The organism is Streptomyces longispororuber (assembly GCF_014656095.1).
Classification (GTDB): domain Bacteria; phylum Actinomycetota; class Actinomycetes; order Streptomycetales; family Streptomycetaceae; genus Streptomyces; species Streptomyces longispororuber.
Map to the genome: position 1 here is coordinate 66,792 of NZ_BNBT01000014.1, position 25,545 is coordinate 92,336.

Below are 25,545 nucleotides of genomic sequence, written 5' to 3' on the forward strand. Positions count from 1 at the left end.
GTACGCAAACATGATCAGGAGGCTGGAGCATGGCGGGCGAACCGCAGGACGACTGCTTGTTCTGCAAGATTGTCGCGAAGGAGATCCCGGCGACGGTCGTGCGCGAGACGGAGACCACCCTCGCCTTCCGGGACATCAACCCCCAGGCGCCGACGCACGTCCTGGTGATCCCCAAGGCGCACTACGCCGACGCCGCGGCGCTCGCCGCCGGTGACCCGGCGGCCGCCGCGGACGTGCTGCGCGAGGCGGGCGAGGTCGCCGCCCAGGAGGGCGCGGACAGCTACCGCATCGTCTTCAACACCGGGGCCGGCGCCGGGCAGACCGTGTTCCACACGCACGCCCACGTCCTGGGCGGCCGCGGCCTCCAGTGGCCGCCCGGATAGCTGCCACGAGCCACCGTGTCCGTACGTGAACTGGTGGTGCTCGGCACCGCGAGCCAGGTGCCGACCCGGCACCGCAACCACAACGGGTACGTCCTGCTGTGGGACGGCGAGGGCATCCTGTTCGACCCCGGCGAGGGCACGCAGCGGCAGATGCTGCGTGCCTCCGTCGCCGCGCACGACCTGCACCGCATCTGCGTCACGCACTTCCACGGGGACCACTCCCTCGGCCTCGCGGGCGTCATCCAGCGCATCAACCTGGACCGCGTGCCGCACCCCGTGACCGCCCACTACCCGGCCTCCGGCGAGCACTTCTTCGACCGCCTGCGGTACGCGACCGCCTACCGCGAGACGGTCCGGCTCGGCCAGGTCCCGGTGGCCGCCGACGGCGTCCTGGCCAGCACGCCGTCGTACCGCCTGGAAGCGGCGAAGCTCTCCCACCCCGTGGAGTCGTACGGCTACCGCCTCGTCGAGCCCGACGGGCGGCGCATGCTGCCCCGGCTCCTCGCCGAGCGCGGCATCGCCGGGCCCGACGTCGGCGTGCTGCAGCGCGAGGGCAGCCTGCGCGGGGTCACGCTCGACGAGGTGAGCGAGGTGCGGCGCGGCCAGCGCTTCGCCTTCGTGATGGACACCCGCCTGTGCGACGGCGTGCACGCGCTGGCCGAGGGCTGCGACATGCTCGTCATCGAGTCCACGTTCCTCGACGAGGACCACGGGCTCGCCGCCGACCACGGCCACCTGACCGCCGGGCAGGCCGCCGGGGTGGCCCGGGACGCGGGCGTGCGCCACCTCGTCCTCACCCACTTCAGCCAGCGCTACGCCGACCCCGACGCCTTCGCGCGGCAGGCGCGCGCCGCCGGGTTCACGGGCGAGCTGACGGTGGCGCGCGACCTGATGCGCGTCCCCCTGCCCAAGCGCAGCCCCTGAACCCACCCTTCCTCGAAGCTCCCCGAAGAGAAAAGCACCACATGCCCCTCCCCAAGGCCGAACTGCACCTGCACATCGAAGGCACCCTGGAGCCCGAACTCGCCTTCGCCCTCGCCGTCCGCAACGGCGTCACCCTCCCGTACGCCGACACCGACGCCCTGCGCGAGGCCTACCGCTTCCAGGACCTCCAGTCCTTCCTCGACCTGTACTACGGCCTCATGACCGTGCTGCGCACCGAGGCCGACTTCGAGGAGCTCGCCGACGCGTACCTGGCCCGGGCCGCGGCCCAGGGAGTGCGCCACGCCGAGATCTTCTTCGACCCGCAGGCCCACACGGCCCGCGGCGTGGACATCGGCACCGTCGTCGAGGGCCTCGGCCGGGCGCTCGACCGCGCCCGCGAGCGCCACGGCGTCACCACCCGCCTCATCCTCTGCTTCCTGCGCGACCAGTCCGCCGAGTCGGCCCTGGAGACCCTGGAGGCCGCCGAGCCGTACCTCCACCGCATCACCGGCGTCGGCCTCGACTCGGCGGAAGTCGGCCACCCGCCGCGCAAGTTCGCCGCCGTGTACGAGGCAGCGGCCGCGCTCGGCCTGCGCCGGGTCGCCCACGCGGGTGAGGAGGGGCCCGCCGACTACGTCCGCGAGGCCCTGGACGTCCTGGGCGTCGAGCGCGTCGACCACGGGCTGCGCTGCGTGGAGGACGCCGACCTGGTGGCCCGGCTCGTCCGCGACCGCGTCCCGCTGACGCTGTGCCCGCTGTCCAACGTCCGGCTGCGCGCCGTGGACGTCCTGGAGGAGCACCCGCTGCCGCGGATGATGGACGCGGGGCTGCTGTGCACCGTCAACTCCGACGACCCCGCGTACTTCGGCGGGTACGTCGAGGACAACTTCGCGGCGGTGCGCCAGGCGCTGGGCCTGGGCGAGGAGCGGCTGCGGGAGCTGGCGCGGAACTCCTTCGAGGCGGCGTTCCTGGACGACGACGAGGCCCTGCGGGCGGCGTACCTGGCCGAGGTGGAGGCCTACACCTTCCCGTGACGGCAGGCCTACGCCTTCCCGTGGCGGCAGACCTACGCCTTCCCGTGGCGGCCGGGCCCGCGCCCGGCGGGGACGGCGCAGGCGGCCGTGCGGCGCGCCGGTTCCGGCCGGGCGCCCCCGGTCGGGCCGCGCTGGGAGCGCGGTCGTGTCGTGCTGGGAGCGGGAGCGGCCTGTCGGAGGCTTCGGTTACGTTGCCCTCATGGCCGTACCACCTGCCGTACCACTCAAGACAGTCGCCGCACCGGGAGCCGCGGACCACGAGCCGGTCGTCGATCCGCTCAAGTCGGCCCGGCGCGCGGGCGATCCGCCCTGCGACGTGTATCTGACCGGCACCGTCTTCCTCGACATCATCTTCACCGGGCTCGACTCGGCGCCGGTGCGCGGCACCGAGTCCTGGGCGCGGGGCATGGGGTCGAGCCCCGGCGGCGTCGCCAACATGGCGACCGCGCTCGCCCGCCTCGGCCTGCGCACCTCCCTCGCCGCCGCCTTCGGCGACGACCACTACGGGGAGTACTGCTGGGACGCCCTGGAGCAGGGCGAGGGCATCGACCTGTCCTCCTCGCGCACCGTGCCCGGCTGGCACTCGCCGGTGACGGTCTCCATGGCGTACGAGGGCGAGCGGACCATGGTCAGCCACGGGCACGAGCCGCCGCCCGACGCGGACTGCCCCGACGGCGGCGCCCCCGCCTGCCCGCCCCGCGCGCGGGCCGCGGTGGCCTCCCTCGTCCCCGGCAGCAGCGCGCCGTGGATCGAGTCCGCCGCCCGCCGCGGTACGACGATCTTCGCCGACGTGGGCTGGGACGAGTCCGGCCACTGGGACCTCGCCCGCCTGCCCGACCTGCGGCACTGCGAGGCCTTCCTGCCGAACGCGGAGGAGGCCATGCGGTACACCGGCACCCGCTGCCCGCGCGCCGCGGCCCACGCCCTGACCGAGCACGTGCCGGTCGCCGTGGTCACCCTCGGCGCCGAGGGGGCGTACGCGGTGGACGGACGCACCGGCGAGACCGCCTCCGTGCCCGCCATCGAGGTGGAGGCCCTGGACCCCACCGGCGCGGGCGACGTGTTCGTCGCGGGGTTCGTGACCGGCTCCCTCGCCGGCTGGCCGCTCGCCGACCGGCTGGCCTTCGCCGGGCTCACGGCCGCGCTCTCCGTGCAGGAGTTCGGCGGCTCCCTCTCGGCCCCCGGCTGGGAGGAGATCGGCGCCTGGTGGCGGCGCGTACGGCAACTGGAGCGGCAGGATCCGGCCGCCCTGGAGCGCTACGGCTTCCTCCAGGCCCTGCTCCCGGAGGCCGCGCGCCCCTGGCCGCTGCGGCGCGCCGTCCCCACCATCGGCTTCCGGCGCTCCGCCTGAGGCGTCCGCGCCCGTCCGGCGGCTCCCGGGGCCGCGTTCCCGGCCGCTTCCCCGGCCGCGTTCCCGGCCGGACGGAAAAGTCCTACGGGGTTGTCGGCGGCGCGTCGTACTCTTGGCAGTAGGTAAGGACGCCGAGCGGCGAGTCCGCGACGAGGAGGACGTGCAGGCCTTAAGCGCCGGCCCATGACTCACACACCCACAGCTCACACCCCTGCGCAGGCACAGGCGCGAGCCCACTTCACGGTCCCGGCCAAGCACCCCATGGTGACCGTCCTTGGCTCCGGAGACACGCTGCTGCGCGTGATCGAGAAGGCCTTCCCGGCGGCCGACATCCACGTCCGGGGCAATGAGATCAGCGCCGTGGGGGAGCCCAGCGAAGTGGCCCTCGTACAGCGCCTGTTCGACGAGATGATGCTGGTGCTCCGCACCGGACAGCCGATGACGGAGGACGCAGTGGAACGCTCGATCGCCATGCTCAGAGCGAGCGAGACCGGCGACGGGCCGGACGAGACCCCGGCCGAGGTGCTCACGCAGAACATCCTCTCGTCGCGCGGCCGCACGATCCGCCCCAAGACGCTCAACCAGAAGCGGTACGTCGACGCGATCGACAAGCACACGATCGTCTTCGGCATCGGACCCGCGGGCACCGGCAAGACCTATCTGGCCATGGCCAAGGCCGTCCAGGCCCTCCAGTCCAAGCAGGTCAACCGCATCATCCTGACCCGCCCGGCCGTCGAGGCCGGCGAGCGCCTCGGCTTCCTGCCCGGCACGCTCTACGAGAAGATCGATCCGTACCTGCGCCCGCTGTACGACGCGCTGCACGACATGCTCGACCCCGACTCGATCCCCCGCCTCATGGCGGCCGGGACCATCGAGGTCGCGCCGCTGGCGTACATGCGCGGCCGGACGCTGAACGACGCGTTCATCATCCTGGACGAGGCGCAGAACACGAACCCCGAGCAGATGAAGATGTTCCTCACCCGTCTCGGCTTCGAATCCAAGATCGTGATCACGGGCGACGTCACGCAGATCGACCTGCCGAACGGCACGAAGTCCGGTCTGCGCCAGGTCCAGGACATCCTGGACGGCGTCGACGACGTGCACTTCTCGCGGCTCACCTCGCACGACGTCGTCCGGCACAAGCTGGTCGGCCGTATCGTCGACGCGTACGAGAAGTACGACAGCGAGAACGGCACGGAGAACGGCTCCCACAAGGGCCGGTCCAGAGGAAAGTAGACACCAGAGCGCATGGCGATCGACGTCAACAACGAATCCGGCACCGAGGTCGACGAGCAGGCGATCCTCGACATCGCCCGCTACGCGCTCGCGCGGATGCGGATCCACCCGCTCTCCGAGCTCTCGGTGATCGTCGTGGACGCCGACGCCATGGAGCAGCTCCACATCCAGTGGATGGACCTGCCCGGCCCCACGGACGTGATGTCCTTCCCGATGGACGAGCTGCGCCCGCCGAGCCGGGACGACGACGCCGCGGAGCCCCCGCAGGGGCTCCTCGGCGACATCGTGCTGTGCCCCGAGGTCGCCCGCAAGCAGGGCGAGCAGGCGCCCACGAACCACTCCATGGACGAGGAGCTCCAGCTCCTGACCGTGCACGGCGTGCTGCACCTGCTCGGGTACGACCACGAGGAGCCCGACGAGAAGGCCGAGATGTTCGGCCTGCAGGCCGCCATCGTCGACGGCTGGCGCGCCGAGCGGGGCATGACCGGCCCCTCCCCGGCCCCGACCGTCTCGTAATCCCATGTCCCTCCAGCTCATCGCCGGCGCCGTCGCCCTGATCGTGGTGGCCTGGCTCGCCGCCTGCGCCGAGGCGGGCCTCGCCCGCGTCTCCAGCTTCCGCGCCGAGGAGGCCGTCCGCTCCGGGCGGCGCGGCAGCGCGAAGCTCGCCCAGGTCGCCGCCGACCCCACCCGCTACCTGAACGTGGCCCTGCTGGTCCGCGTCGCCTGCGAGATGGCGGCCGCGGCCCTGGTGACGTACGCCTGCCTGCGGGCCTTCGACGTCACCTGGGAGGCGCTGGCCGTCGCCATCGCCGTCATGGTCCTGGTCAGCTACGTCGCCGTCGGCGTCTCCCCGCGCACCATCGGCCGCCAGCACCCGCTGAACACGGCCACCGCCGCCGCGTACGTGCTGCTGCCGCTGGCCCGGATCATGGGCCCGGTCCCGCCGCTGCTCATCCTCATCGGCAACGCGCTCACGCCCGGCAAGGGCTTCCGGCGCGGCCCGTTCGCCTCCGAGGCGGAGCTGCGCGCCATGGTCGACCTCGCCGAGAAGGAGTCCCTCATCGAGGACGAGGAGCGCCGCATGGTGCACTCCGTCTTCGAGCTCGGCGACACCCTCGTACGGGAAGTCATGGTCCCGCGCACCGACCTGGTCTCCATCGAGCGCTACAAGACCGTCCGCCAGGCCCTGACGCTCGCCCTGCGCTCCGGCTTCTCGCGCATACCGGTCACCGGCGAGAGCGAGGACGACGTGGTCGGCATCGTCTACCTCAAGGACCTGGCCCGCAAGACGCACATCAACCGCGACGCCGAGAACGACCTGGTGTCGACGGCCATGCGGCCCGCGGCGTTCGTCCCCGACACGAAGAACGCGGGCGACCTGCTGCGCGAGATGCAGCAGGAGCGCAACCACGTCGCCGTCGTCATCGACGAGTACGGCGGCACGGCCGGGATCGTCACCATCGAGGACATCCTGGAGGAGATCGTCGGCGAGATCACCGACGAGTACGACCGGGAGCTGCCGCCCGTCGAGGACCTGGGCGGCGGCGCCTACCGCGTCACCGCGCGGCTCGACATCGGCGACCTCGGCGAGCTGTACGGCCTGGAGGCGTACGACGACGAGGACGTGGAGACCGTCGGCGGCCTGCTGGCCAAGCAGCTCGGGCGGGTCCCCATCGCGGGCGCGAAGGCCGTGGTGACGCTGCCGGACGAGCGGGAGCTGCGGCTGACCGCGGAGGCCGCGGCCGGACGCCGCAACAAGATCGTGACGGTGCTCGTGGAGCCGGTCGCGCCGGGGAACGCGGCGGCGGCCGCGACGGGGGAGGAGGCCGGGGGATGACGCCGCAGGAGCTGAGGGAGTTCTGCCTGTCGTTCAACGACGCGGTGGAGGACTTCCCGTTCGGTCCCGAGACGTCGGTGTTCAAGGTGGCGGGCAAGCTGTTCGCGCTGAGCGCGCTGGACGCCAGGCCCCTGAAGGTGAACCTCAAGTGCGAACCGGAGATCGCGCTCCAGCTCCGGGCCCGGCACCCGCAGATCGTGCCCGGCTGGCACATGAACAAGCGCCACTGGAACACGGTGACGGCCGACGCGGACCTCCCCGACCACCTGCTCCGCGAGCTCGTCGAGGACTCCTACGACCTGGTGGTGGCGGGCCTGCCCCGCGCCGAGCGGCTGCGCCTGGACCGGCCGTGACCACCGCACGGCGGGCGCGGGGCCGGGTGGGGCCCCGGCCGGGCCCGCTCCTTATGCTCGTGCCATGACTGAGCGCACCGACCTCGGCCCCGAGGACCAGAAGATCGTCACCCTCGCGCGTTCGGCGCGGGCCCGCAACGGCGTCCCGGAGGGTGCCGCCGTACGGGACGGGACCGGGCGCACCTACGTCGCGGGGACGGTCGGCCTCGCCTCCCTGGAGCTGTCCGCGCTGCGCACGGCGGTGGCCATGGCGGTGGCGTCCGGCGCGGAGTCCCTGGAGGCGGCGGCGGTCGTCTCCGCCGCGGACGCCCTCCCGGAGGCGGACCTGGCCGCGGTGCGGGACCTGGGCGGCGCCGGAACCCCGGTGTTCCTGGCGGGTCCGGACGGGGCGGTCCGCGGCACCGCGGAGGTGTAGCCCTCGCGGGGCGCCCCAGACCCGCCCCTTTCCCGAAACCGGGGCTCCGCCCCGGACCCCGTGATCGGCCTTCGGCCTCGTCCTCAAACGCCGGACGGGCTGGAACTTCCCGCCGAGCGCGCCTGCTCTTCCCGCCGAACGCGGCTGCGATCTCCAGCCGGGGCCGGGGTGGGGATCCAGCCCGTCCGGCGTTTGAGGACGAGCGCGCCGGCGCGATGAAGGGCGGGCGGGTGGGACAGAGCCCCGGCCACGGGAACCGCCCAGGGCGCCCACGCCAGAAAAGATCAGGGAGAATGGCGGCATGAGCGTGCGTACCCAGTCATCCCAGCCGTCCGAGCGGGCCGCCCACCGGGCGGGCTTCGCCTGCTTCGTCGGCCGCCCCAACGCGGGCAAGTCCACCCTCACGAACGCTCTGGTCGGCAAGAAGGTGGCCATCACCTCGAACCGGCCGCAGACCACCCGGCACACCGTGCGGGGCATCGTGCACCGGCCCGAGGCCCAGTTGATCCTGGTGGACACCCCGGGCCTGCACAAGCCGCGCACCCTGCTCGGCGAGCGGCTCAACGACGTGGTCCGCGCCACCTGGGCCGAGGTCGACGTGATCGGCTTCTGCCTGCCCGCGGACCAGAAGATCGGCCCCGGCGACCGGTTCATCGCCAAGGAACTGGCCTCGATCAAGAAGACGCCGAAGGTGGCCATCGTCACCAAGACCGACCTGGTCGACAGCAAGGCGCTCGCCGAGCAGCTCATCGCCGTCGACCAGCTCGGCAAGGAGCTCGGCATCCAGTGGCAGGAGATCGTGCCGGTCTCCGCCGTCGGCGAGAAGCAGGTGGAGCTGCTCGCCGACCTGCTGGTGCCGCTGCTGCCCGAGGGGCCCGCGCTCTACCCCGAGGGCGACCTCACGGACGAGCCGGAGCAGGTCATGGTCGCCGAGCTGATCCGCGAGGCGGCCCTTGAGGGCGTGCGGGACGAGCTGCCGCACTCCATCGCCGTGGTCGTCGAGGAGATGCTGCCCCGCGAGGGCCGCCCCGCCGACAAGCCCCTGCTCGACATCCACGCCAACGTGTTCATCGAGCGGCCCAGCCAGAAGGGCATCATCATCGGCCCCAAGGGCAAGCGGCTCAAGGACGTGGGCATCAAGTCCCGCAAGCAGATCGAGGCGCTCCTCGGTACGCCGGTCTTCCTCGACCTGCACGTGAAGGTGGCGAAGGACTGGCAGCGCGACCCGAAGCAGTTGCGACGCCTGGGGTTCTGAGGGCCAGGCCCACCGCGAGCTCCCCGGCCCAGGCCCGGTAGCCGTCCGCCGACGGGTGCAGCAGGTCCGGCGCGAACCAGTCGCCCGGGACGGCGGGCGGCCCGGCGGTCGGCAGGTGGAAGACCGCCGCCTCCCGGCGGGCGACGCGCCGCAGCCGCCGGTCCAGGAGCGTCACGTACGCGTGCAGCGGCGTGCGGGCCGCGCGCGGCAGCGCGGCGACGCGGGTGAGGGGCGGCAGCCCGGCGAAGACCACGGGCACGTCCTGCCCCAGGCGCAGGCGGACGTCTCGTACCAGCCGGCGGGCGTCCGCCCCGAACGCGCTCGGCCTCCGCAGGGCCAGCGCGTCGTTGGAGCCCGCGGCCACGAGGACCACGTCCGGGCGCCAGCGCGTGAGCGGGTCCGTCAGGCCGGGCAGCAGGCCCCGGCGCACGGCGTCCAGGGTCGCGCCCGCGCGCGCCGTCACGCGCCAGGACACCGCGCGGCCCGTGAGCGCCGTCAGGGTGTGGGCCAGGCGGCCGGGCAGCGCCTCCTCGTGGGTGGCCGCGCCCACGCCCGCGGCGAGGGAGTCGCCGATGACGGCGAGCCGCAGCGGGGGACCCCCGTACCCCTGCTGCGGCGCCGTCGCCCCCGCCTGCGGACCGGCGGCCTCCGGAAGCCGGAGTGGCCGTGTGCGTCCTCGTCGCCGTCCGATCATGACGACTCCTCTCGCGTCCGGTTCGCATAACGGCGTTATACGGAGACGGCTCCAATAACAGCGTTATGCTGGCGCCCGTGTCAACCGGGAAACGTGCCTCCGCCGACGTACGCCGCCTCCTCCTCGATGAGGCCGCGCGCGTCCTGGCCGAGCAGGGCCCCGCCGCCCTGAGCGCGCGGCGCCTGGTCCAGGCGGTGGGCGCCTCCACGATGGCCGTCTACACGCACTTCGGCTCCATGCCGGGGCTCGTGCGCGAGGTCATACGGGAGGGCTTCGAGCGGTTCCACGCCCGGGCCCTGGCCGTGGAGCGGGGCGGCGACCCCGTCGTCGAGCTGGCCGGGCTGTGCCGGGTGTACCAGGAGTTCGCCCGGGCCGAGCCCGAGGTGTACGCCGTGATGCTGGGCGGGTCCGCGGTCGCCGGGTTCACGCTGACCGAGGAGGACCGGCGGGCCGGGTCCTTCATGCTGCGGATGCCGCGGGACGCCATCCGGCGGTGCGCGGGGGCGGGGCGGTTCCGCCCGGACGCCGACGCGGATCTGCTGGTGCGGCAGTTGTTCAGCTCCATGCACGGCTTGGCGCACCTGTCCCGTGGGGGGTACGTCATGGGGGGCTACACCTCGGAGCAGGTGCTGCGCGGGGTCCTCGTCGACTTCGCCGTCGCGGCGGGCGACGACCCGGGCGCGGCCCGGGCGTCGGTGGAGGCGGCGCTCGCGGCGTGACCCGCGCGGGGCGCCCCAGTCCCGCCCCTTTCCCGTAACCAAGGGGCTCCGCCCCCTGGACCCCCCGAAAATCGCGCTGACGCGCTCGTCCTCAAACGCCGGACGGGCTGGAATCTTCCCCGAGCGGTGCATTTTCAGCCCGACCGGCGTTTGAGGACGAGGCGCGGAGCGCCGAAAAAGCGGGGTCCAGGGGCGGCAGCCCCTGGTTACGGGGAAGGGGCGGGACTGGGGCGCCCCCCGCGAGGGCCTAGCCGCGCTGGTTCGCCAAGGCCGACCGGAGCCAGTGGTAGGACGACCTCGGCGTGCGGTGCTGGGTGGCGTAGTCGACGTGGACGAGGCCGAACCGCTGCCCGTACCCCTCCGCCCACTCGAAGTTGTCCAGGAGCGACCAGACGAAGTACCCGCGGACGTCGACCCCCCGCGCCATCGCCCGGTGCAGCGCCCGCAGATGCCCGTCCAGGAAGGCGATGCGGTCCTGGTCGTCCAGCTCCTCGCAGCTACAGCCGTTCTCCGTGACGACGACCGGCGGCAGGCGGTCCCCGTACCGCTCGCGCAGGGTCAGGAGGAGCTCCGTGAGGCCCTCGGGGACGACGGGCCAGCCGAAGTCCGTGACCGGGTACCCGGTGATCTCCCGCAGGGAGAAGGGGAGCCGCGGCGGCAGGGCGAGGCCGGAGACCGGGGTGGGGTGCGCCACGGGGGCGCCCACCTTGGTCGGCTGGTAGTAGTTCACGCCGTACCGGTCGAGCGGCGCGGCGATCACCTTCAGGTCCGCCGCCAGGTCCGGGACGTGGGCGGAGAGCAGCTCCGCGACGGCGTCCGGGTAGCGGCCGAGGAGCAGCGGATCGGCGAACAGCCAATTGAGGAGGGTGTCGTAGAAGCCGGCGGCCTCGCGGTCCTCCGGCGCGTCGGAGGCGGGCCAGGTCGGGCCGTGGGAGTTGGCGATGCCGACCTCCGGCGCGCCCGCGGCGCGCAGGGCGGCGACGGCCAGGCCGTGGCCGAGGAGCTGGTGGTGGGCGGCGGGCAGCGCGTCGAAGAGGAGCTGTCTGCCGGGCGCGTGCCGGCCGATGGCGTGGCCGAGCAGGGTGTGCTCGGCGGGCTCGTTGAGGGTGAGCCAGGTGGTGACGCGGTCGCCGAGCCGCGCCGCGACCACGGCCGCGTACTCCGCGAACCGCTCCGCCGTCGCCCGGGCGAGCCAGCCGCCCGCCTCCTCCACGGCGAGCGGCGTGTCCCAGTGGAAGAGCGTCGGCACCGGGCGGACACCCGCCGCGCACAGCTCGTCGACGAGCCGGTCGTAGAAGTCCAGGCCCCGCTCGCTGACGGCGCCCGAGCCGGTGGGCAGCACCCGCGGCCAGGAGACCGAGAAGCGGTACGCGCCCGCGCCGAGGTCACGGACCAGCGCCACGTCCTCGCGGTAGCGCCGCACGTGGTCGCAGGCCACGGCGGCGGTCGTGCCGTCCTTCACGTTCCCCGGCAGGGCGGTGAAGGCGTCCCACACCGACGGGCCGCGCTCGTCGGCGGCGCCCTCGATCTGGTGGGCCGACGTGGACACGCCCCACAGGAAGCCGCGCGGGAACCGGGGGAGAGGGCTCGCTGCCATGGGCGGGATCTTCCGTACCGCCGCGGGCGGAAGTCAACGCCCGTGCGCGGGAAAGCGGCCGCCGGGAACGGCCTGGAGCCGCTACGAACCCCTTACGAGCCCTCCTTCAGGACCCGGGTGATCAGCTCCCGCTGGTCCTCCGTCAGGCCGGGGTCCGCGGCGTACACGGTGCGTCCGTCGACGGTGATCTCGTAGCTGAAGCCGTCGGGCACGCCGATGGGGGGCGTGCCCCGGCACGTGGCCAGGGCACGCTCGGCCAGGGTGTGCCACTCCTGGGCGTCCGGGCGCGCGGTCGTGTCGACCTCCGCGTGCCGCTCGATGCCGCCGAAACCTCCGGTGCGCTTCACCTGGATACGCATGGGTCCTGTGTACTCCAGGCGGCGGAGCCCCGCCAGGCGGCCCCGGCGGCTGTCGGCCAGGCGTCCGGGGGCCGGGTCCGGCCCCCGGACCCTCAGCTCGTGGGCACCTTCACCCGCGCCCACGCGTCCTGGACGGCCTTCAGTTCCTCCCCGTCGCCGTACCGCTCACGGGCCGCCGCGACGGTGAGCTTGGCGAAGTCCGTGAACGAGGCGTCCACGGCCAGCTCGCCGCCGGTCAGGACGGCGTACCAGATCTGCCCGGCCCGCTCCCAGGCGTGGCCGCCGAGGGCCGTGGCGAGCAGGTAGAAGGCGTGGTTCGGGATGCCGGAGTTGATGTGGACGCCGCCGTTGTCGCGGCCGGTGCGGACGTAGTCGTCCATGGTGGCGGGCTGCGGGTCCTTGCCGAGGACGTCGTCGTCGTACGCGGTGCCCGGGGCCTTCATGGAGCGCAGCGCCGTGCCCGTGACGCGCTCGGCCAGCAGGCCCGCGCCGATCAGCCAGTCCGCTTCGGCGGCGGTCTGGCTCAGCGTGTACTGCTTGATCAGCGAGCCGAAGACGTCCGCCATGGACTCGTTGAGGGCGCCGGGCTGGCCGAAGTAGGTCAGGTTCGCGGTGTACTGCACGACGCCGTGGGTCAGCTCGTGGCCGATGACGTCCACCGGGATCGTGAAGTCGAGGAAGATCTCCTTGTCGCCGTCGCCGAACACCATCTGCTCGCCGTTCCAGAAGGCGTTCCCGTAGTCCCGGTCGTAGTGGACGGTGGCGTTCAGGGGCAGGCCCGAGCCGTCGATGGAGTTCCGCCCGAAGTGTTCCAGGAACACCTCGAAGGTCGCGCCGAGGCCGGCGTACGCGCGGTTGACCGTCGCGTCCTGGCCGGCCGCGTCGCCCTCGCCGCGGACCTTGCGGCCGGGCAGGTCCGTGCGGTGCTCCGCGTCGTGGACGGTGCGGTGCGGCTTGCCCTCGGCGGTGCCCCGCGGGACCGGGACGGAGGGGGCGCCGATGACGGTGGTCAGCCGGCGCTGGGTGCGCTCGAAGGCGTCCCGCTGGAGGGTGCGGCGGGCGGGGCCCGCGAGGGCGGGGTCCTGGCTCTGGGCGAGGGTGTCCAGGACGAACGGAGGCACGATGGTGCAGAAAACGGGCTCGAACCTTTCCGGGTTCCCCGTTGGGTTGGCGGTCATGCGTGGCAATGTGGCACTGGGTCATGCCACTGTCACGGGGTGCAACCATGATTGGTGAAATAACCCCATACGGTGGGTGGGGCTCCGGGTCGGGTGGTAGGGGGTGCGCGTCCTGTGGGCGGGACATGGCCATGGCCCTCGCGGGGGGGGCGCCCCAGGCCCGCCCCTTTCCCGTAACCAGGGGCTGCCGCCCCTGGACCCCGCCCGATCGGCCTCCGGCCTCGTCCTCAAACGCCGGACGGGCTGACATACCCTCGCTCGGCCGCCCTGGAAGGGGCGGGCGGGCGGGGGACATCCGCCGCGGAGCGGTGGATCACCGGCAGTCGACGACGGCACGCACGCGGGACAGGCGACGGCGCGCAGCGCCGAGAAGGTCCCGCATAGTGATACGGGGCCTCGCATCCGGCGAGGCTCGGCTACGCTTCGAGGCATCATGCGTTACGGGCTGCTTCTCCTTAGCCGCCGCGGTGAGGGCTTGTAGTCGAGGCCGACCCCCTCCCCGCGGAGTCGGTGCTGTGCAAGAACGTCGGCCGTCCTCCAGGACTCACTGAGGAGCCCGCACACCAATGCCGAACTTCCAACGCCCCTCCGCCATGCCCATCCACAAGTACGGGCAGTACGAGCAGGTGCACCTGCCCGACCGCACCTGGCCGGACCGGCGGATCACCGTGGCGCCCCGCTGGCTGTCCACCGACCTGCGCGACGGCAACCAGGCGCTGATCGACCCGATGTCCCCGGCCCGCAAGCGGGCCATGTTCGACCTGCTGGTCAAGATGGGCTACAAGGAGATCGAGGTCGGGTTCCCCTCGTCGGGGCAGACCGACTTCGACTTCGTACGGTCCATCGTCGAGGACGAGGACGCGATCCCCGACGACGTGACCATCTCCGTGCTGACGCAGGCCCGCGAGGAGCTGATCGCGCGCACGGTGGAGTCGCTGAAGGGCGCCCGGCGCGCCACCGTGCACCTGTACAACGCGACCGCCCCGGTCTGGCGCGAGGTCGTCTTCCGCGGCTCACGCGAGCAGGTCAAGCAGATCGCCGTCGACGGCACCCGGCTGGTCATGGACTACGCCGAGAAGATGCTGGGCCCGGAGACGGTGTTCGGCTACCAGTACAGCCCGGAGATCTTCACCGACACCGAGCTGGACTTCGCCCTGGAGGTCTGCGAGGGCGTCATGGACGTCTGGCGGCCCGACGCCGACCGCGAGATCATCCTCAACCTGCCCGCGACCGTGGAGCGGTCCACGCCGTCCACGCACGCCGACCGCTTCGAGTGGATGAGCCGGAACCTGTCCCGGCGCGAGTACGTCTGCCTGTCCATCCACCCGCACAACGACCGCGGCACCGCCGTCGCCGCCGCCGAGCTGGCCGTGATGGCGGGCGGCGACCGCGTCGAGGGCTGCCTGTTCGGCCAGGGCGAGCGCACCGGCAACGTCGACCTGGTCGCCCTGGGCATGAACCTGTTCAGCCAGGGCATCGACCCGCAGATCGACTTCTCGGACATCGACGAGATCCGCCGCGTCTACGAGTACTGCACGCAGATGGAGGTGCACCCGCGCCACCCCTACGCGGGCGACCTCGTCTACACCGCCTTCTCCGGCTCCCACCAGGACGCCATCAAGAAGGGCTTCGACGCGATGGAGGCCCGCGCGGCCGCCGCGGGCAGGACCGTGGACGACATCGAGTGGGCCGTGCCGTACCTGCCGATCGACCCCAAGGACGTCGGCCGCTCGTACGAGGCGGTCATCCGCGTCAACTCGCAGTCCGGCAAGGGCGGCATCGCGTACGTCCTGAAGAACGACCACAAGCTGGAACTGCCGCGGCGCATGCAGATCGAGTTCTCGAAGATCATCCAGGCGAAGACCGACGCCGAGGGCGGCGAGGTCTCGCCGAGCGCGATCTGGAGCGTCTTCCAGGACGAGTACCTGCCCAACCCGGACAACCCCTGGGGCCGCGTGCAACTGCGCGCCAGCCAGACCACGACGGGCGAGGACGGCGTCGACACCCTGACCGTCGGGGCGATCGTGGACGGCGAGTCCACCGTGCTCACCGGCACGGGCAACGGCCCGATCTCCGCGTTCTTCGCGGCCCTGCAGACCGTCGGCATCGACGCCCGCCTGCTGGACTACCAGGAGCACACGATGAGCGCCGAGGCCTCCGCGCTGGCCGCCTCGTACATCGAGTGCGCGATCGGCGAGCGCGTCCTGTGGGGCGTCGGCATCGACGCGAATACGACACGTGCGTCGCTGAAGGCCGTCGTCTCCGCCGTCAACCGCGCGGCCCGCTGAGCCTGTTCGACCCCCAGTTCGACCGGTGCTTTCGTGGCCCCGCCCGCCCTGGTGGCGGGCGGGGCCACGCCGTGCGCGGGGCCCGCGTCCCGGCCGCCCGTCAGCCATCTCCGCTCCGGGGTACTGACGCGGCATCACCGATGTGGCTAACATCACGCCAACGCGGCAGGGCGGCCGCGGAGTCGTGGAGGTGCGTGGTGCTGCCAGACCGGGAACGAGACGGCCGGAACTCCCGCGACATCCGCGTCCCGGCACCACCGCCGCGCCGCGGCCGGCACCACGGCCACGGCCCGGGCCTCGCCCGCATCGGCCGCCTCGTCGGCACCCGCACCGTGTGGACCACCGTCTGCGACGGCGAGTTCTTCTGCCCCGGCTGCGGCGGCGACCGCAACTACCAGCGGCGCACCGGGCGCCGCCGCTTCGTCCTGCTCGGCCTGCCGCTGCTCTCCCGCGGCGACACCGGGCCCGTCGTCGAATGCGCCGCCTGCCGGGGCCACTTCGGGCTCGACGCGCTCGACCACCCCACCACCGTCCGGCTCGCCGCCATGCTCCGCGAGGCCGTGCACACCATCGTCATCGCCGTCCTCACCACCGGCGGCGCCGCGTCCCGCACCACCCTGGACGCCGCCGTCGCCACCCTGCGCGGCGCCGGGTTCGACGACTGCACCGGGGAACGCGTCGTCGCCCTCGTCCAGGCGCTCGCCGCCGACACCGGCCGCCCCGGAGCCCCCGACTTCGCCCCCGGCCTCGCCATCGAACTGCACGAGGCGCTCGGCCCCCTCGCCCCGCACCTGGCCCCCGCGGGCCGCGAGGCGCTGCTCCTCAAGGGCGCCCGCATCGCCCTCACCGACGGCCCCTACACGCCCGCCGAGCGCGACGTGCTCGCCACCGCGGGCTGCGCGCTGAGCATCGGCACGGACGACGTGGCCCGCCTGATGGCCGCCGCCCAGCGCACCCCGTCCTGAGGCCGCGGCCCCGTCCCCCTCCCGCGTCGGCCCTCCGGCGCCACCGGTCCGTACGCGCGCCCCGTACTCCACGCCACTACTCCCCGGGGAGTAGTCCGCGGCCCGTGCCACCACGGGGCGTACGGCCGAACTCGCTCCCTCGTGTGACGTATCGCCCCGCTCCCGGCGGAAGTCTGGAAGCCGTCAGACACCGTCACGGGAGGGAGGCCCACCGATGGGGGCCGCGACAACCACCAAGCGCCGACGACCACGTGCCGTGCCCTGGGTGCTGCTCGGCATCTGGGTCGCCGTGATGGCGCTCGCGGGGCCGTTCGCCGGGAAGCTCGGCGACGTGCAGAAGGACCGCGCCGTGGACTACCTGCCCGCGAGTGCCGACTCCACGCAGGTCGCCGAGGTGCAGGAGCAGTTGCCCGGCGGCGAGACCACCGAACTGGTCCTCGTCTACCACCGCGACGGCGGCCTGAGCGCCGCCGACCGCAGGACGGCCGCCGACCAGGTGGCCGCCGTGGCACGTCAGGTGGAGCTCGTCGCGACGCCCACGGGGGTGGCGTCGAAGGACGGGACGACCCTGATGTACCCGGTGGCCAGCACCGCGCCGGGCACCGACGAGGAGAAGCGCGACGCCTTCGTCAACGACGTGCGCGACATCGCGAAGGAGTCCGATTCCGGCGGGGCCGGCGACGGCCTGAGCGTGAAGGTCGGCGGCTCCGGCGCGCTCGCCACCGACGCCGGCGAGGTCTACCAGTCACTCGACGGGCCGCTGCTCTACACCACCGTCGCCGTCGTCGCGATCCTGCTCATCCTCATCTACCGCAGCCCGTTCCTGTGGCTGGTGCCGCTCGTCGTCGCGGGCATCGCCGACTTCCTGTCCATGGGCGTCGCCTACGGCCTCAACCAGGCCTTCGGCACGAGCGTCACCGGCCAGAGCTCCGGCATCATGACGATCCTCGTCTTCGGCGCCGGCACCGACTACGCCCTGCTCATCGTCTCCCGCTACCGCGAGGAGCTGCGCCGCGTCGAGCGCCCGTACGACGCCATGGCCGTCGCCCTGCGGAGCTGCGGGCCCGCCGTCCTCGCCTCGTCCGGAACCGTCGCCGCGGGCCTGTTCTGCCTGCTCGCCGCCGACCTCAACTCCAGCCGCGGCATGGGCCCGCTGGGCGCCGTGGGCGTGCTGTGCGCGCTGGTGGCCATGCTGACGCTGCTGCCCGCGCTGCTCGTGCTCCTGGGGCGGCGGGTGTTCTGGCCGATCGTGCCCGCCTTCGGCAGCGAACCCAAGAAGCGCCGCTCGCTGTTCGCGTCCATGGGCTCCTCCGCCGGACGCCGGCCCGTCGTCGTGCTCGCCATTGGGGCCGCGCTGCTCGCCGTGCTCTCCCTCGGCGCGCTCAACCTGCCCGGCAACCTCAAGCAGGAGGACTCCTTCACCAGCAAGCCCGACTCCATCGCCGCGATGGAGACCCTGGCCGCCGCCTATCCCGAACGCGGCACCCAGCCCATCAGCGTCATCGTGCCGTCCGGCGAGGCCGACGCCCTCCTCGACCGGGCCCGGTCCGTGGCCGGGGTCGACAGCGCCGAGCGCGGCCGCTCCTCCGAGCGGTGGACGGAGCTGTCGGTGGTCGCCAAGGCCCCGCCGCAGACGGCCGCCGAGACGGCCACCATCGAGGCCTTGCGCGACGCCCTCGACGACCGGGGCGCCTACGTCGGCGGGCCCAGCGCCGAGCAGATCGACCTCAAGGACACCAACGCCCGCGACCGCATGGTCGTCGTGCCCATCGTCCTCGCCGCCGTCCTGCTCGTCCTGGTCGCGCTGCTGCGCAGCCTGGTCGCGCCGCTGCTCCTGCTGCTCGCGGTCGTCGCCGTCTGGGGCGCCTCGCTCGGCATCGGGGGCCTGGTCTTCGGGCCGCTGTTCGGCTTCGAGGGCACCGACCCGGGGCTCGGCCTGCTGTCCTTCGTCTTCCTCGTCGCCCTCGGCGTCGACTACGGCATCTTCCTCATGCACCGCATGCGCGAGGAGTGCCTGGAGGGCGCCGACACCGGCACGGCCGCGCTCACCGCGCTGCGCACCACCGGCGGGGTCATCGCCTCCGCGGGCCTCGTGCTCGCCGCGACCTTCGCGGTGCTCACCAACATGCCGCTCGTCCAACTCGTCGAGCTGGGCTTCGTCATCGCGGTCGGCGTGCTCCTCGACACCTTCCTGGTCCGCACCTACCTGGTGACGTCCGCGAGCCTCGCGCTCGGCCGCAAGGTGTGGTGGCCCGGGCCGCTGTCGCGGGCACCGCGGCCGCCCGCGGCCCCGGAACCCCGCGAACCGGAGCTGGCGCGCCTCCCCTGAAGCCCGCCCGGGCACCCGGTTCCGACTTCACGGCGCCCCTCCCTCCCGGAGGGGCGCCGCCGTACTGGAAGATGAGGACCGACGTCATGGACGTACGCCACGTGCGCGAGGCACCTCCCCGAGGGGCGGGAGCCGCCGCCGTACGAGGAGCCGTACGAGATCCCGTACGCGATCCCGTACGAGGATCTGTACGAGAAGGGGGAGCCGACGAGGTGCCGTGTCCGCCGTCCGCCGGACGCCCCTGGTGGCCGTTCTCCGGCGCCGTGCCCGGGTCGCGGCGCGCCCTGCGGCAGGACGCGGTGCTCGCCGCGCACCTCGCCGGCCTCGCCGCCGTGCTCGCCGTCCTCGTCAAGGACGGCCGCCCGCCGGACCTGCTCGGCTGGACGCTCCTGCTGGGCGCCCACGTGCCGCTGATCTGGCGCCGCGGCAGGCCCATGACGGTGCTGTTCGCCGTCATGGCCCTGGCCGGTTCCTACCACGCCCTGGACTACACGCACCTCGCCGCGACCCACGTCGGCATGGTCGCGCTCTACACCGTCGCCGTGTCCGGGCGGCCCCGCCGCACGCTGCTGACCGGCCTGCACATCATCGGCCTCGTCTTCGTCGTCAACGCGGGCGTCGGCGGAGACCCGGCCACCGAGGTCGTACGGATCACCGGCTGGATCGTCGCCGTGCTCGTCTTCGGTACGTACGTGCGCGTGCACCGGCAGTACCTGGCCTCCGTGGTCGAGCGGGCCGAACGGGCCGAGCGCACCCGCGAGGAGGAGGCGCGGCGCCGCGTCGCCGAGGAGCGGCTGCGGGTCGCCCGCGACCTGCACGACCTGCTCGCGCACAGCATCACCCTCGTCGGCGTGCAGACCTCGGTGGCCGCGCACGTGCTCGCCGCCGACCCCGACCGCCTCGACCGGGCGGCCATCGCGAGCGCCCTCGACGACATCGCCGAGACCTGCCGCAACGCCCGCGGCGAGCTGCGCGCCACGCTGGAGGTGCTGCGCTCCGGCGGGGACGACGGCGACACCGGGGCGGCGGCCGGGGCCGACGAGACCCGCGGGCCGCTGCCCGGGCTCGGCGGCCTGAGCGACCTGGCGGACTCCGCGCGGACCGCCGGGGCGAAGGTCGAGCTGACGGTCGGGGAGTTGGAGGCCGTGGTGCCGCCCGCCGTCGGCGCGGCGGCGTACCGCATCGTGCAGGAGGCGCTCACCAACGCCGTGCGCCACGGCGGGCCCGCCCCGGGTGTGACGGTGGCCGTACGGGAGGAGGACGGGCAGTTGACGGTGCGGGTGACGGACGACGGCGCAGGGGCGGCCGCCGCCCCCGACGCCGCCGGGCCCGGGGGCTTCGGCCTCATCGGCATGCGGGAGCGGGCGCGCAGCGTGGGCGGCACGCTGGAGGCGGGGCCGCGGGAGGAAGGGGGGTTCGAGGTGGTGGCAGTGTTGCCGGTGCCTGGTGGTACGGGTGGGACGACGAAGGCCGCGGGGGGTGGTGGGGCTGGGGTTGGCGCTGTGGCCGGGGCTGTTGGGCCTGCTGGTGCGGTTGGGCCCGTTGCGCCCGTTGCGCCCGTTGCGCCTGTCGGGGGTGGCGGGCCTGTCGGGCCTGTTGCGCCCGCCGAGGGCACCGGGCCGGGCGGAACCCCCGTAGCCTCCGAAGCCCCCGTAGCCTCCGGAACTCCCGTAGCCTCCGAAACCCCCACAGCCCCCGTAGGAGGCGAGCGGTGAGTGACGACCGTATGATCCGGGTGCTGCTCGCCGACGACCAGGCGCTGGTCCGGGCCGCGTTCGCGATGCTCGTCGAGTCCGCGCCCGACATGGAGGTCGTCGCGCAGGCGGGCTCCGGGCGCGAGGCCCTGGCGCTCGCCCGCGCCGAACGGGCCGACCTCGTCGTCATGGACATCCGCATGCCCGACCTCGACGGCATCGAGGCGACCCGGCTCATCGCCGCCGACGAGGACCTCGCCGGGGTGAAGGTCCTCATGCTCACCACGTACGACACCGACGAGCACGTGGTGGAGGCCCTGCGGGCCGGGGCGTCCGGGTTCCTGGTGAAGGACACCAGGCCCGCCGAACTCCTCGACGCCATCAGGACCGTGGCCGCCGGGGACTCCCTCCTGTCGCCCGGCCCGACGGCACGCCTCATCGAACGGGTGCTGCGGCAGCCGCGCGGCGTGCCGGTCACCGGGGCCGGGGCCGAGCCGGGGGGCCTCGCCGCGCTCTCCGGCCGGGAGCGGCAGGTGCTCGCGCTGGTCGCGCGGGGGTGCAACAACGCGGAGGTGGCACAGGAGCTGGGGCTCAGTCCGCTGACGGCCAAGACGCACGTCAGCCGGATCATGGGCAAGCTGGGGGCGCGCGACCGGGCCCAGCTCGTCATCGCCGCCTACGAGTCCGGCCTCGTCACCCCGGGCGCCTGACCGGGGCCGGGACGGCCCCGCGCGCAGGTGGTCGCGCTTGACCTTGACACGGTGACAAGGTCTTCACTGCTTCCCAGGAGGTGGTCCGATGACCATGGCGAGACAGGACACGGACGTGGTGTGGGCGCTGCACGGGCTCGCGGACACCCGCGCCTCGGTGCGGCTGCGGGCCGCTCTGGCGGCCGGTACGGCGCCCGGCCCGGGACGCGTCGAGGCGCTCGTCGAGCGGTGCGCGGTGGAGCCCGAGTTCTTCGTCCGCGACATGCTGACCTGGGCGCTCACCCGCCACCCGGTGTCCCTGACGCTCCCCGCGCTGCTCCGGGAGCTCGGGTCGGAGCGGGCGCAGGCGCGCAGCCAGGCGCTGCACACGCTGTCCAAGATCGGGGACCGGCGGGCGTGGCCGGCGATCACCCCGGCCCTGCTGGCCGACGCCGACGACGAGGTGGCGCGGAGCGCCTGGCGGGCCGCGGTCGTCCTCGTACCGGAGGGCGAGGAGACCGCCCTGGCCGGGGAGCTGGTGACGCAGCTCGGCCGCGGCGGACGGGAGACCCGGCGCAGCCTCAGCCAGGCGCTGGTCGCGCTGGGCGAGGCGATCATGCCGGTGCTGGACGCCGCGGCGGCGGCCGGGGGCCCGGACGTGCGGGCGCACGCGCTCGCCACCCGGCGGTTGCTGCGTGACCCGGACGCCGGATTCGCCTGGGCGATCGAGGAGGCCAAGCGTGTCGTGGCCCTCGACGGGGCCCCGCAGGACGGGTGACGCGACGGTGCTGATCGGTGAGGTGGCGCGGCGGTCCGGCGTCAGTGCCCGCATGCTCCGGCACTACGAGTCGCTCGGCCTGGTGCGGCCGTCGGGCCGTACGGGCGCCGGCTACCGGGAGTACTCCGCGCGGGACATCCGGCGCGTCTTCCACATCGAGAGCCTGCGGTCGCTCGGGCTGTCGCTGCGGGAGATCGGCCGCGCCCTCGACGACCCCGGCTTCACCCCCGCGGGCCTCGTCGACGACCTCATCCGCCGGACGCGCGACCGCATCGCGGCCGAGACCGAGCTGCTCACGCGGCTGCGCGGGATCGACGCCGCCGACCCCGCCGACTGGGAGGACGTCCTCCAGGTCGTCGCGCTCCTGCAGGCCCTGGGGTCGCCGAGCCCCGACGCCCGCCAGCGCGCGGCCCTCTCCTCGGCCAAGGGGGTGACCGTGCCGGTGGAGGCCCTGGCCGAGGCGGCGCTCGGCGAGACCGACCCGCACGTCGCCGGGGCCCTGCGCTGGGCGCTGGCGCAGGCGGGCGGCCGCGGCCCGGCGCTGCTGGCGAAGGGCCTCGCCTCGCCGGTGGCCGCGGTACGGGAACGGGCCGTCCGCAGCCTCGCCGAGATGCCCGGCGACGAGGTGGCCACCCACCTGGGGGACGCCCTCGGGGACCCCGACGACGGGGTCCGCGGGTACGCGGCGCTCGCCCTCGGGAACCGGGGGAGGGCCGAGGCGGTGCCGGTGCTCATCGACATGATCGCGGCGGGGCGGAACGACACCGACGCGGCCGACGCGCTGAGCGTGCTGGCGGGCGAGGCGGCGGCGGCCGAACGGATCGCGACCGGGCTCGTCGACCGCCTCGCCCGCGACACCGCCGACGCGGCCGCGCGCGGACGGCTGACGCAGGCGCTGGCGGGCATCCCGGGGACGACGGCCGCGGGCGCCCTGGTGGAGCTGGCGCGCGACGAGGACCGGGCCGTCGCGCTGACGGCCTCGTACCTCCTGTGGCTCCGCGACGCGGGCTGAGCAGGTGTTTTTCCATCCCAACGCCGCAGGTCAGAGTTGGTGTGCTGCCCGTCCTCCTCGACCGGTCCCGCCGACGCGGCCACGGTGGCTGGACCTGGCCGCAGTCGCCCACGACCAGCGGCAGTAGCCCGCTGAGAGCAAGGGTGGGCCCTTGCCTCGGAGTGAGGCCGCGCCGGGGTTCACTGTTCCGGCCAAAAGGAACTGCTGTTCGTCTTTCTCCAATACCTCGGACAGCAGCACCTGCCACGTTCCCCTTTCAGCTATTCCGAGCCTCGGAGGGGGACATGAGGAACACACTGCTAGCAGAGGTGGCGAGAGGCAGACACGGAAGGAAACAACGCCTGGGGATCGCCACCTTGGTAGGCGTCTTCACGCTGATCGCACTCACGCTCGCTCCGCCCGCCAGCGCGGCCCCGCCCACCCCGCCGGCGCGCGACAACAGCACCAACGAAATCGTCTACATGATCCACGGCTACTTCGACACACCCTACTTCGGAGAGCCCATGCCCGATGGGTGGGACTGCGAAAAGGAGTGGGGCAGCGCCAAGGCGGCCATGGTCCAGTGGGGTTGGAAGCCGGAGAACCTCAAGACGGTCGGCTACTACGACAGCAACGAGTTCTGCGACGAGAACCTCAAGTCGGCTGCGGGTGTTCCCAACGACCGCAACCGGCCGATCGAGGCCATCGGCCTCGATCTGGCCTGGAACATCTACAACGCGCACACCAGCAAGGGACGGTCCATCGATGTCATGGCGCACTCGATGGGCGGACTCGTCATCCGCTCGGCCCTCACCGAGGTGAACAAGAAGAACCCGGCCTACCCGCCCTACCTGTGGGTCGAGGACGTCGTCACGTTCGGCACCCCGCACGCGGGCACCTTGACGGCCAGGGGCTGCGGCTATGAGCAGTGCCACGACATGCGCGAAAACTCCGTCTTTCTGCAGAACCAGATCGACAACCCCCAGTCCGACCAGGGCACCGACTGGACCGTGATCGGTACGGGTTTCGACATCGTGGTCCTGCCGCAAGCCAGCGCAACGGATGTCGAGGTCGCTCACAAGGTCTGGTTCTTCCGGAGCGAGCGCATCAACCACCTGTCCCTGCACAAAGTCGCCGACAACCGGGCGTTCACGATCTCCTACTCCAATTTCGGTAACCCCTGGGTCGACACGGGCAACGGTGCCTCCCCGGTCCGCACCGGCAGCAATGCACTGTACTGGCACGCCGATTGGTGACCGATGCGGCCGCAGAAGGCGTGGTAGCAGGGGCGCGCCCTGCCCCAGGGCGCGCCCCGCGGTCTCCGTGTACCTGGGCATATGGCCCGCGATACGGTCGAGAAGCTCCGCCCCCAACGTTTCCGGCAGGGCAGCGCCCAGACGACGGACCGAGGTCTGGTGAGTAATTCTCCAACCTCCGATGTGACGACCTCCCGGTCACAGCAGGCCGGCCGCCGCCAGGTGCTTGCCCACCTGCTCCGTCTCCTCGGGGGACAGCGGGATCTGCGGGGCCGCCGTCGTGGGGTGGGCGATGACGCCGCGCAGGTGCAGCGCCGCCTTGAACGCGCCCAGGCTCGCGGAGCTGCCGCCCATGCGGGCGGGCGAGCCGACGTACACCATGCGGAACAGCGCGCACAGGCGCTCCTGTTCGGCGCGGGCCCGCTGCCAGTCACCGGCCCGCGCGGCCCGGTACAGGCGGACGTAGCCGTCGGGGTCGACGTTGCCGAGGCCGGGGACGACGCCGTCGGCGCCCATGGCCAGGGCCGAGTCGACGGTGAGCTCGGAGCCGGTGAGGACGCTGAAGGACGGGGCGTCGCCGGTGCGCGCGCGGGTGCCGAGGATGACGCGGCGCAGGGCCCCGTCGTCGCCGCTGGAGTCCTTCAGACCGGCGAGGGTGCCCTCGCCCGCCAGCTCCAGGACCAGCTCGGGGTCCAGTTTGGTGTGGACCGAGACCGGGAGGTCGTACGCGAGGACGGGCAGGCCGCCGCGCTCGGCGACGAGCCGGTAGTGGCGGGCGATCTCCGCGGGGTGGGTGCGGGTGTAGAAGGGCGCGGTGACGACGGCCCCCGCGGCCCCGGCGGCGGCCGCGGCCCGCACGTGGTCCAGGACGCGCAGGGTGGTCATGTCGATGGCCCCGGCGAGGACGGGGAGCTGCCCCGCGACGTGCCGGACGACCGTGGACACGACGGTGGCGCGGTGGCCGTCCGGCAGGTACGCCGCCTCCGAGGACGAGCCGAGGACGAACAGCGCGTCCACGCCCGCGCCGACCAGGTGGTCGACGAGGCGCTCGAGCGAGGCGACGTCCACCTCGTTGTCCGGGGTCAGGGGCGTGCAGACGGGCGGGACGACACCGGTCAACGGGGTGGGGAGAGGGGTCATGGAACCTCCTTGGACGTGGCCGCGGCGGCGGCGGACGTGGCCGCGGCGGCGGCCGGGTCGGCGGGCGCCGCGGCGGGTGC

The 25,545-nt window shown here is 73.4% G+C and carries 24 protein-coding genes; 19 read left to right on the top strand and 5 right to left on the bottom strand.

The genetic code is table 11. The annotated features are described in order from the left end of the window. Positions 1-29 precede the first annotated feature (29 nt). The 10 genes from IE330_RS07540 to era all read left to right on the top strand — a co-directional run bounded on the left by IE330_RS07540 (position 30) and on the right by era (position 8,788). A complete protein-coding gene (locus tag IE330_RS07540; RefSeq protein ID WP_190135080.1) occupies positions 30-383 on the top strand; it encodes a histidine triad nucleotide-binding protein in 354 nt (117 codons plus the stop codon). A gap of 15 nt (positions 384-398) precedes the next feature. After that, entirely contained in the window at positions 399-1,307 is a 909-nt protein-coding gene (locus IE330_RS07545) for a ribonuclease Z (RefSeq protein WP_190135081.1), read from the top strand. Positions 1,308-1,348: 41 nt separating this feature from the next. Beyond that, complete coding sequence (locus IE330_RS07550; protein ID WP_190135082.1) at positions 1,349-2,341, top strand: adenosine deaminase; 993 nt, start codon at positions 1,349-1,351, stop codon at positions 2,339-2,341. A 199-nt stretch (positions 2,342-2,540) separates the two neighbouring features. Further along, positions 2,541-3,692: a carbohydrate kinase family protein gene (locus IE330_RS07555; RefSeq protein WP_190135083.1), complete on the top strand. Its 1,152-nt coding sequence runs from the start codon at positions 2,541-2,543 to the stop codon at positions 3,690-3,692. Between the two features lie 183 nt (positions 3,693-3,875). Beyond that, positions 3,876-4,928, top strand: a complete 1,053-nt coding sequence (locus IE330_RS07560; protein WP_190135084.1) for a PhoH family protein — start codon at positions 3,876-3,878, stop codon at positions 4,926-4,928. 12 nt (positions 4,929-4,940) lie between these two features. Next, a complete protein-coding gene (ybeY, locus tag IE330_RS07565) occupies positions 4,941-5,444 on the top strand; it encodes an rRNA maturation RNase YbeY (RefSeq protein WP_190135085.1) in 504 nt (167 codons plus the stop codon). Between the two features lie 4 nt (positions 5,445-5,448). Further along, entirely contained in the window at positions 5,449-6,765 is a 1,317-nt protein-coding gene (locus tag IE330_RS07570; RefSeq protein WP_190135086.1) for a hemolysin family protein, read from the top strand. After that, entirely contained in the window at positions 6,762-7,118 is a 357-nt protein-coding gene (locus IE330_RS07575; RefSeq protein ID WP_190135087.1) for an MmcQ/YjbR family DNA-binding protein, read from the top strand. Before IE330_RS07570 ends, IE330_RS07575 begins: the two co-directional genes overlap by 4 nt. A 64-nt stretch (positions 7,119-7,182) precedes the next feature. Continuing rightward, positions 7,183-7,533 carry a cytidine deaminase-like protein gene (locus tag IE330_RS07580; protein WP_190135088.1) on the top strand — a complete coding sequence of 117 codons (351 nt, stop codon included), beginning with the start codon at positions 7,183-7,185 and terminating at the stop codon, positions 7,531-7,533. Positions 7,534-7,834: 301 nt separating this feature from the next. Next, positions 7,835-8,788: a GTPase Era gene (gene era / locus IE330_RS07585; protein WP_190135089.1), complete on the top strand. Its 954-nt coding sequence runs from the start codon at positions 7,835-7,837 to the stop codon at positions 8,786-8,788. Here era and IE330_RS07590 read toward each other — a convergent pair. Next, complete coding sequence (locus tag IE330_RS07590) at positions 8,670-9,482, bottom strand: GDSL-type esterase/lipase family protein (protein WP_190135090.1); 813 nt, start codon at positions 9,480-9,482, stop codon at positions 8,670-8,672. The genes era and IE330_RS07590 overlap by 119 nt on opposite strands. 77 nt (positions 9,483-9,559) lie before the next feature. Between IE330_RS07590 and IE330_RS07595 the strand changes: the two genes are divergently transcribed. Next, entirely contained in the window at positions 9,560-10,201 is a 642-nt protein-coding gene (locus IE330_RS07595) for a TetR/AcrR family transcriptional regulator (protein ID WP_190135091.1), read from the top strand. A 247-nt stretch (positions 10,202-10,448) separates the two neighbouring features. On the opposite strand, the gene IE330_RS07600 is transcribed toward IE330_RS07595, so the two are convergent. From IE330_RS07600 to IE330_RS07610, 3 genes are all read right to left on the bottom strand, one after another. Then, complete coding sequence (locus IE330_RS07600) at positions 10,449-11,798, bottom strand: GH1 family beta-glucosidase (RefSeq protein ID WP_190135092.1); 1,350 nt, start codon at positions 11,796-11,798, stop codon at positions 10,449-10,451. Positions 11,799-11,890: 92 nt separating this feature from the next. Further along, positions 11,891-12,157, bottom strand: a complete 267-nt coding sequence (locus tag IE330_RS07605) for a protealysin inhibitor emfourin (RefSeq protein WP_190135093.1) — start codon at positions 12,155-12,157, stop codon at positions 11,891-11,893. A 92-nt stretch (positions 12,158-12,249) separates the two neighbouring features. Next, positions 12,250-13,335 carry a M4 family metallopeptidase gene (locus IE330_RS07610; protein WP_190135094.1) on the bottom strand — a complete coding sequence of 362 codons (1,086 nt, stop codon included), beginning with the start codon at positions 13,333-13,335 and terminating at the stop codon, positions 12,250-12,252. 566 nt (positions 13,336-13,901) lie between these two features. Here IE330_RS07610 and leuA point away from each other — a divergent pair. From leuA to IE330_RS07650, 8 genes are all read left to right on the top strand, one after another. Continuing rightward, positions 13,902-15,623 carry a 2-isopropylmalate synthase gene (leuA, locus tag IE330_RS07615; protein WP_190135095.1) on the top strand — a complete coding sequence of 574 codons (1,722 nt, stop codon included), beginning with the start codon at positions 13,902-13,904 and terminating at the stop codon, positions 15,621-15,623. A 305-nt stretch (positions 15,624-15,928) separates the two neighbouring features. Beyond that, positions 15,929-16,588 carry a TerB family tellurite resistance protein gene (locus IE330_RS07620; RefSeq protein ID WP_190135104.1) on the top strand — a complete coding sequence of 220 codons (660 nt, stop codon included), beginning with the start codon at positions 15,929-15,931 and terminating at the stop codon, positions 16,586-16,588. A 214-nt stretch (positions 16,589-16,802) separates the two neighbouring features. Continuing rightward, complete coding sequence (locus IE330_RS07625) at positions 16,803-18,917, top strand: MMPL family transporter (protein WP_190135096.1); 2,115 nt, start codon at positions 16,803-16,805, stop codon at positions 18,915-18,917. A 212-nt stretch (positions 18,918-19,129) separates the two neighbouring features. Next, positions 19,130-20,632 (top strand): sensor histidine kinase, encoded by a 1,503-nt coding sequence (locus tag IE330_RS07630; protein WP_444546227.1) that lies wholly within the window; start codon positions 19,130-19,132, stop codon positions 20,630-20,632. An 11-nt stretch (positions 20,633-20,643) separates the two neighbouring features. After that, on the top strand, positions 20,644-21,321 hold the full coding sequence (locus IE330_RS07635) for a response regulator transcription factor (RefSeq protein WP_190135105.1): 678 nt from the start codon (positions 20,644-20,646) through the stop codon (positions 21,319-21,321). A gap of 88 nt (positions 21,322-21,409) precedes the next feature. Then, positions 21,410-22,078, top strand: a complete 669-nt coding sequence (locus IE330_RS07640) for a HEAT repeat domain-containing protein (RefSeq protein WP_190135097.1) — start codon at positions 21,410-21,412, stop codon at positions 22,076-22,078. Between the two features lie 7 nt (positions 22,079-22,085). Continuing rightward, a complete protein-coding gene (locus IE330_RS07645; protein ID WP_190135106.1) occupies positions 22,086-23,090 on the top strand; it encodes a HEAT repeat domain-containing protein in 1,005 nt (334 codons plus the stop codon). A gap of 284 nt (positions 23,091-23,374) precedes the next feature. Then, the gene (locus IE330_RS07650; RefSeq protein WP_190135098.1) at positions 23,375-24,325 is read left to right on the top strand and encodes an esterase/lipase family protein; all 951 of its coding nucleotides are present in this window, start codon (positions 23,375-23,377) and stop codon (positions 24,323-24,325) included. A gap of 198 nt (positions 24,326-24,523) precedes the next feature. Here IE330_RS07650 and IE330_RS07655 read toward each other — a convergent pair whose 3' ends face one another. After that, positions 24,524-25,465 (bottom strand): dihydrodipicolinate synthase family protein, encoded by a 942-nt coding sequence (locus IE330_RS07655; RefSeq protein WP_190135099.1) that lies wholly within the window; start codon positions 25,463-25,465, stop codon positions 24,524-24,526. Positions 25,466-25,545 lie beyond the last annotated feature (80 nt).

Coding starts and splice junctions, on each gene's coding strand:
- IE330_RS07540 (WP_190135080.1), top strand. CDS start 30: ATGGCGGGCGAACCGCAGGACGACTGCTTGTTCTGCAAGATTGTCGCG.
- IE330_RS07550 (WP_190135082.1), top strand. CDS start 1,349: ATGCCCCTCCCCAAGGCCGAACTGCACCTGCACATCGAAGGCACCCTG.
- IE330_RS07555 (WP_190135083.1), top strand. CDS start 2,541: ATGGCCGTACCACCTGCCGTACCACTCAAGACAGTCGCCGCACCGGGA.
- IE330_RS07560 (WP_190135084.1), top strand. CDS start 3,876: ATGACTCACACACCCACAGCTCACACCCCTGCGCAGGCACAGGCGCGA.
- ybeY (WP_190135085.1), top strand. CDS start 4,941: ATGGCGATCGACGTCAACAACGAATCCGGCACCGAGGTCGACGAGCAG.
- IE330_RS07570 (WP_190135086.1), top strand. CDS start 5,449: ATGTCCCTCCAGCTCATCGCCGGCGCCGTCGCCCTGATCGTGGTGGCC.
- IE330_RS07575 (WP_190135087.1), top strand. CDS start 6,762: ATGACGCCGCAGGAGCTGAGGGAGTTCTGCCTGTCGTTCAACGACGCG.
- IE330_RS07580 (WP_190135088.1), top strand. CDS start 7,183: ATGACTGAGCGCACCGACCTCGGCCCCGAGGACCAGAAGATCGTCACC.
- era (WP_190135089.1), top strand. CDS start 7,835: ATGAGCGTGCGTACCCAGTCATCCCAGCCGTCCGAGCGGGCCGCCCAC.
- IE330_RS07590 (WP_190135090.1), bottom strand. CDS start 9,482: ATGATCGGACGGCGACGAGGACGCACACGGCCACTCCGGCTTCCGGAG.
- IE330_RS07600 (WP_190135092.1), bottom strand. CDS start 11,798: ATGGCAGCGAGCCCTCTCCCCCGGTTCCCGCGCGGCTTCCTGTGGGGC.
- IE330_RS07605 (WP_190135093.1), bottom strand. CDS start 12,157: ATGCGTATCCAGGTGAAGCGCACCGGAGGTTTCGGCGGCATCGAGCGG.
- IE330_RS07610 (WP_190135094.1), bottom strand. CDS start 13,335: ATGACCGCCAACCCAACGGGGAACCCGGAAAGGTTCGAGCCCGTTTTC.
- leuA (WP_190135095.1), top strand. CDS start 13,902: ATGCCGAACTTCCAACGCCCCTCCGCCATGCCCATCCACAAGTACGGG.
- IE330_RS07625 (WP_190135096.1), top strand. CDS start 16,803: ATGGGGGCCGCGACAACCACCAAGCGCCGACGACCACGTGCCGTGCCC.
- IE330_RS07635 (WP_190135105.1), top strand. CDS start 20,644: ATGATCCGGGTGCTGCTCGCCGACGACCAGGCGCTGGTCCGGGCCGCG.
- IE330_RS07640 (WP_190135097.1), top strand. CDS start 21,410: ATGACCATGGCGAGACAGGACACGGACGTGGTGTGGGCGCTGCACGGG.
- IE330_RS07650 (WP_190135098.1), top strand. CDS start 23,375: ATGAGGAACACACTGCTAGCAGAGGTGGCGAGAGGCAGACACGGAAGG.
- IE330_RS07655 (WP_190135099.1), bottom strand. CDS start 25,465: ATGACCCCTCTCCCCACCCCGTTGACCGGTGTCGTCCCGCCCGTCTGC.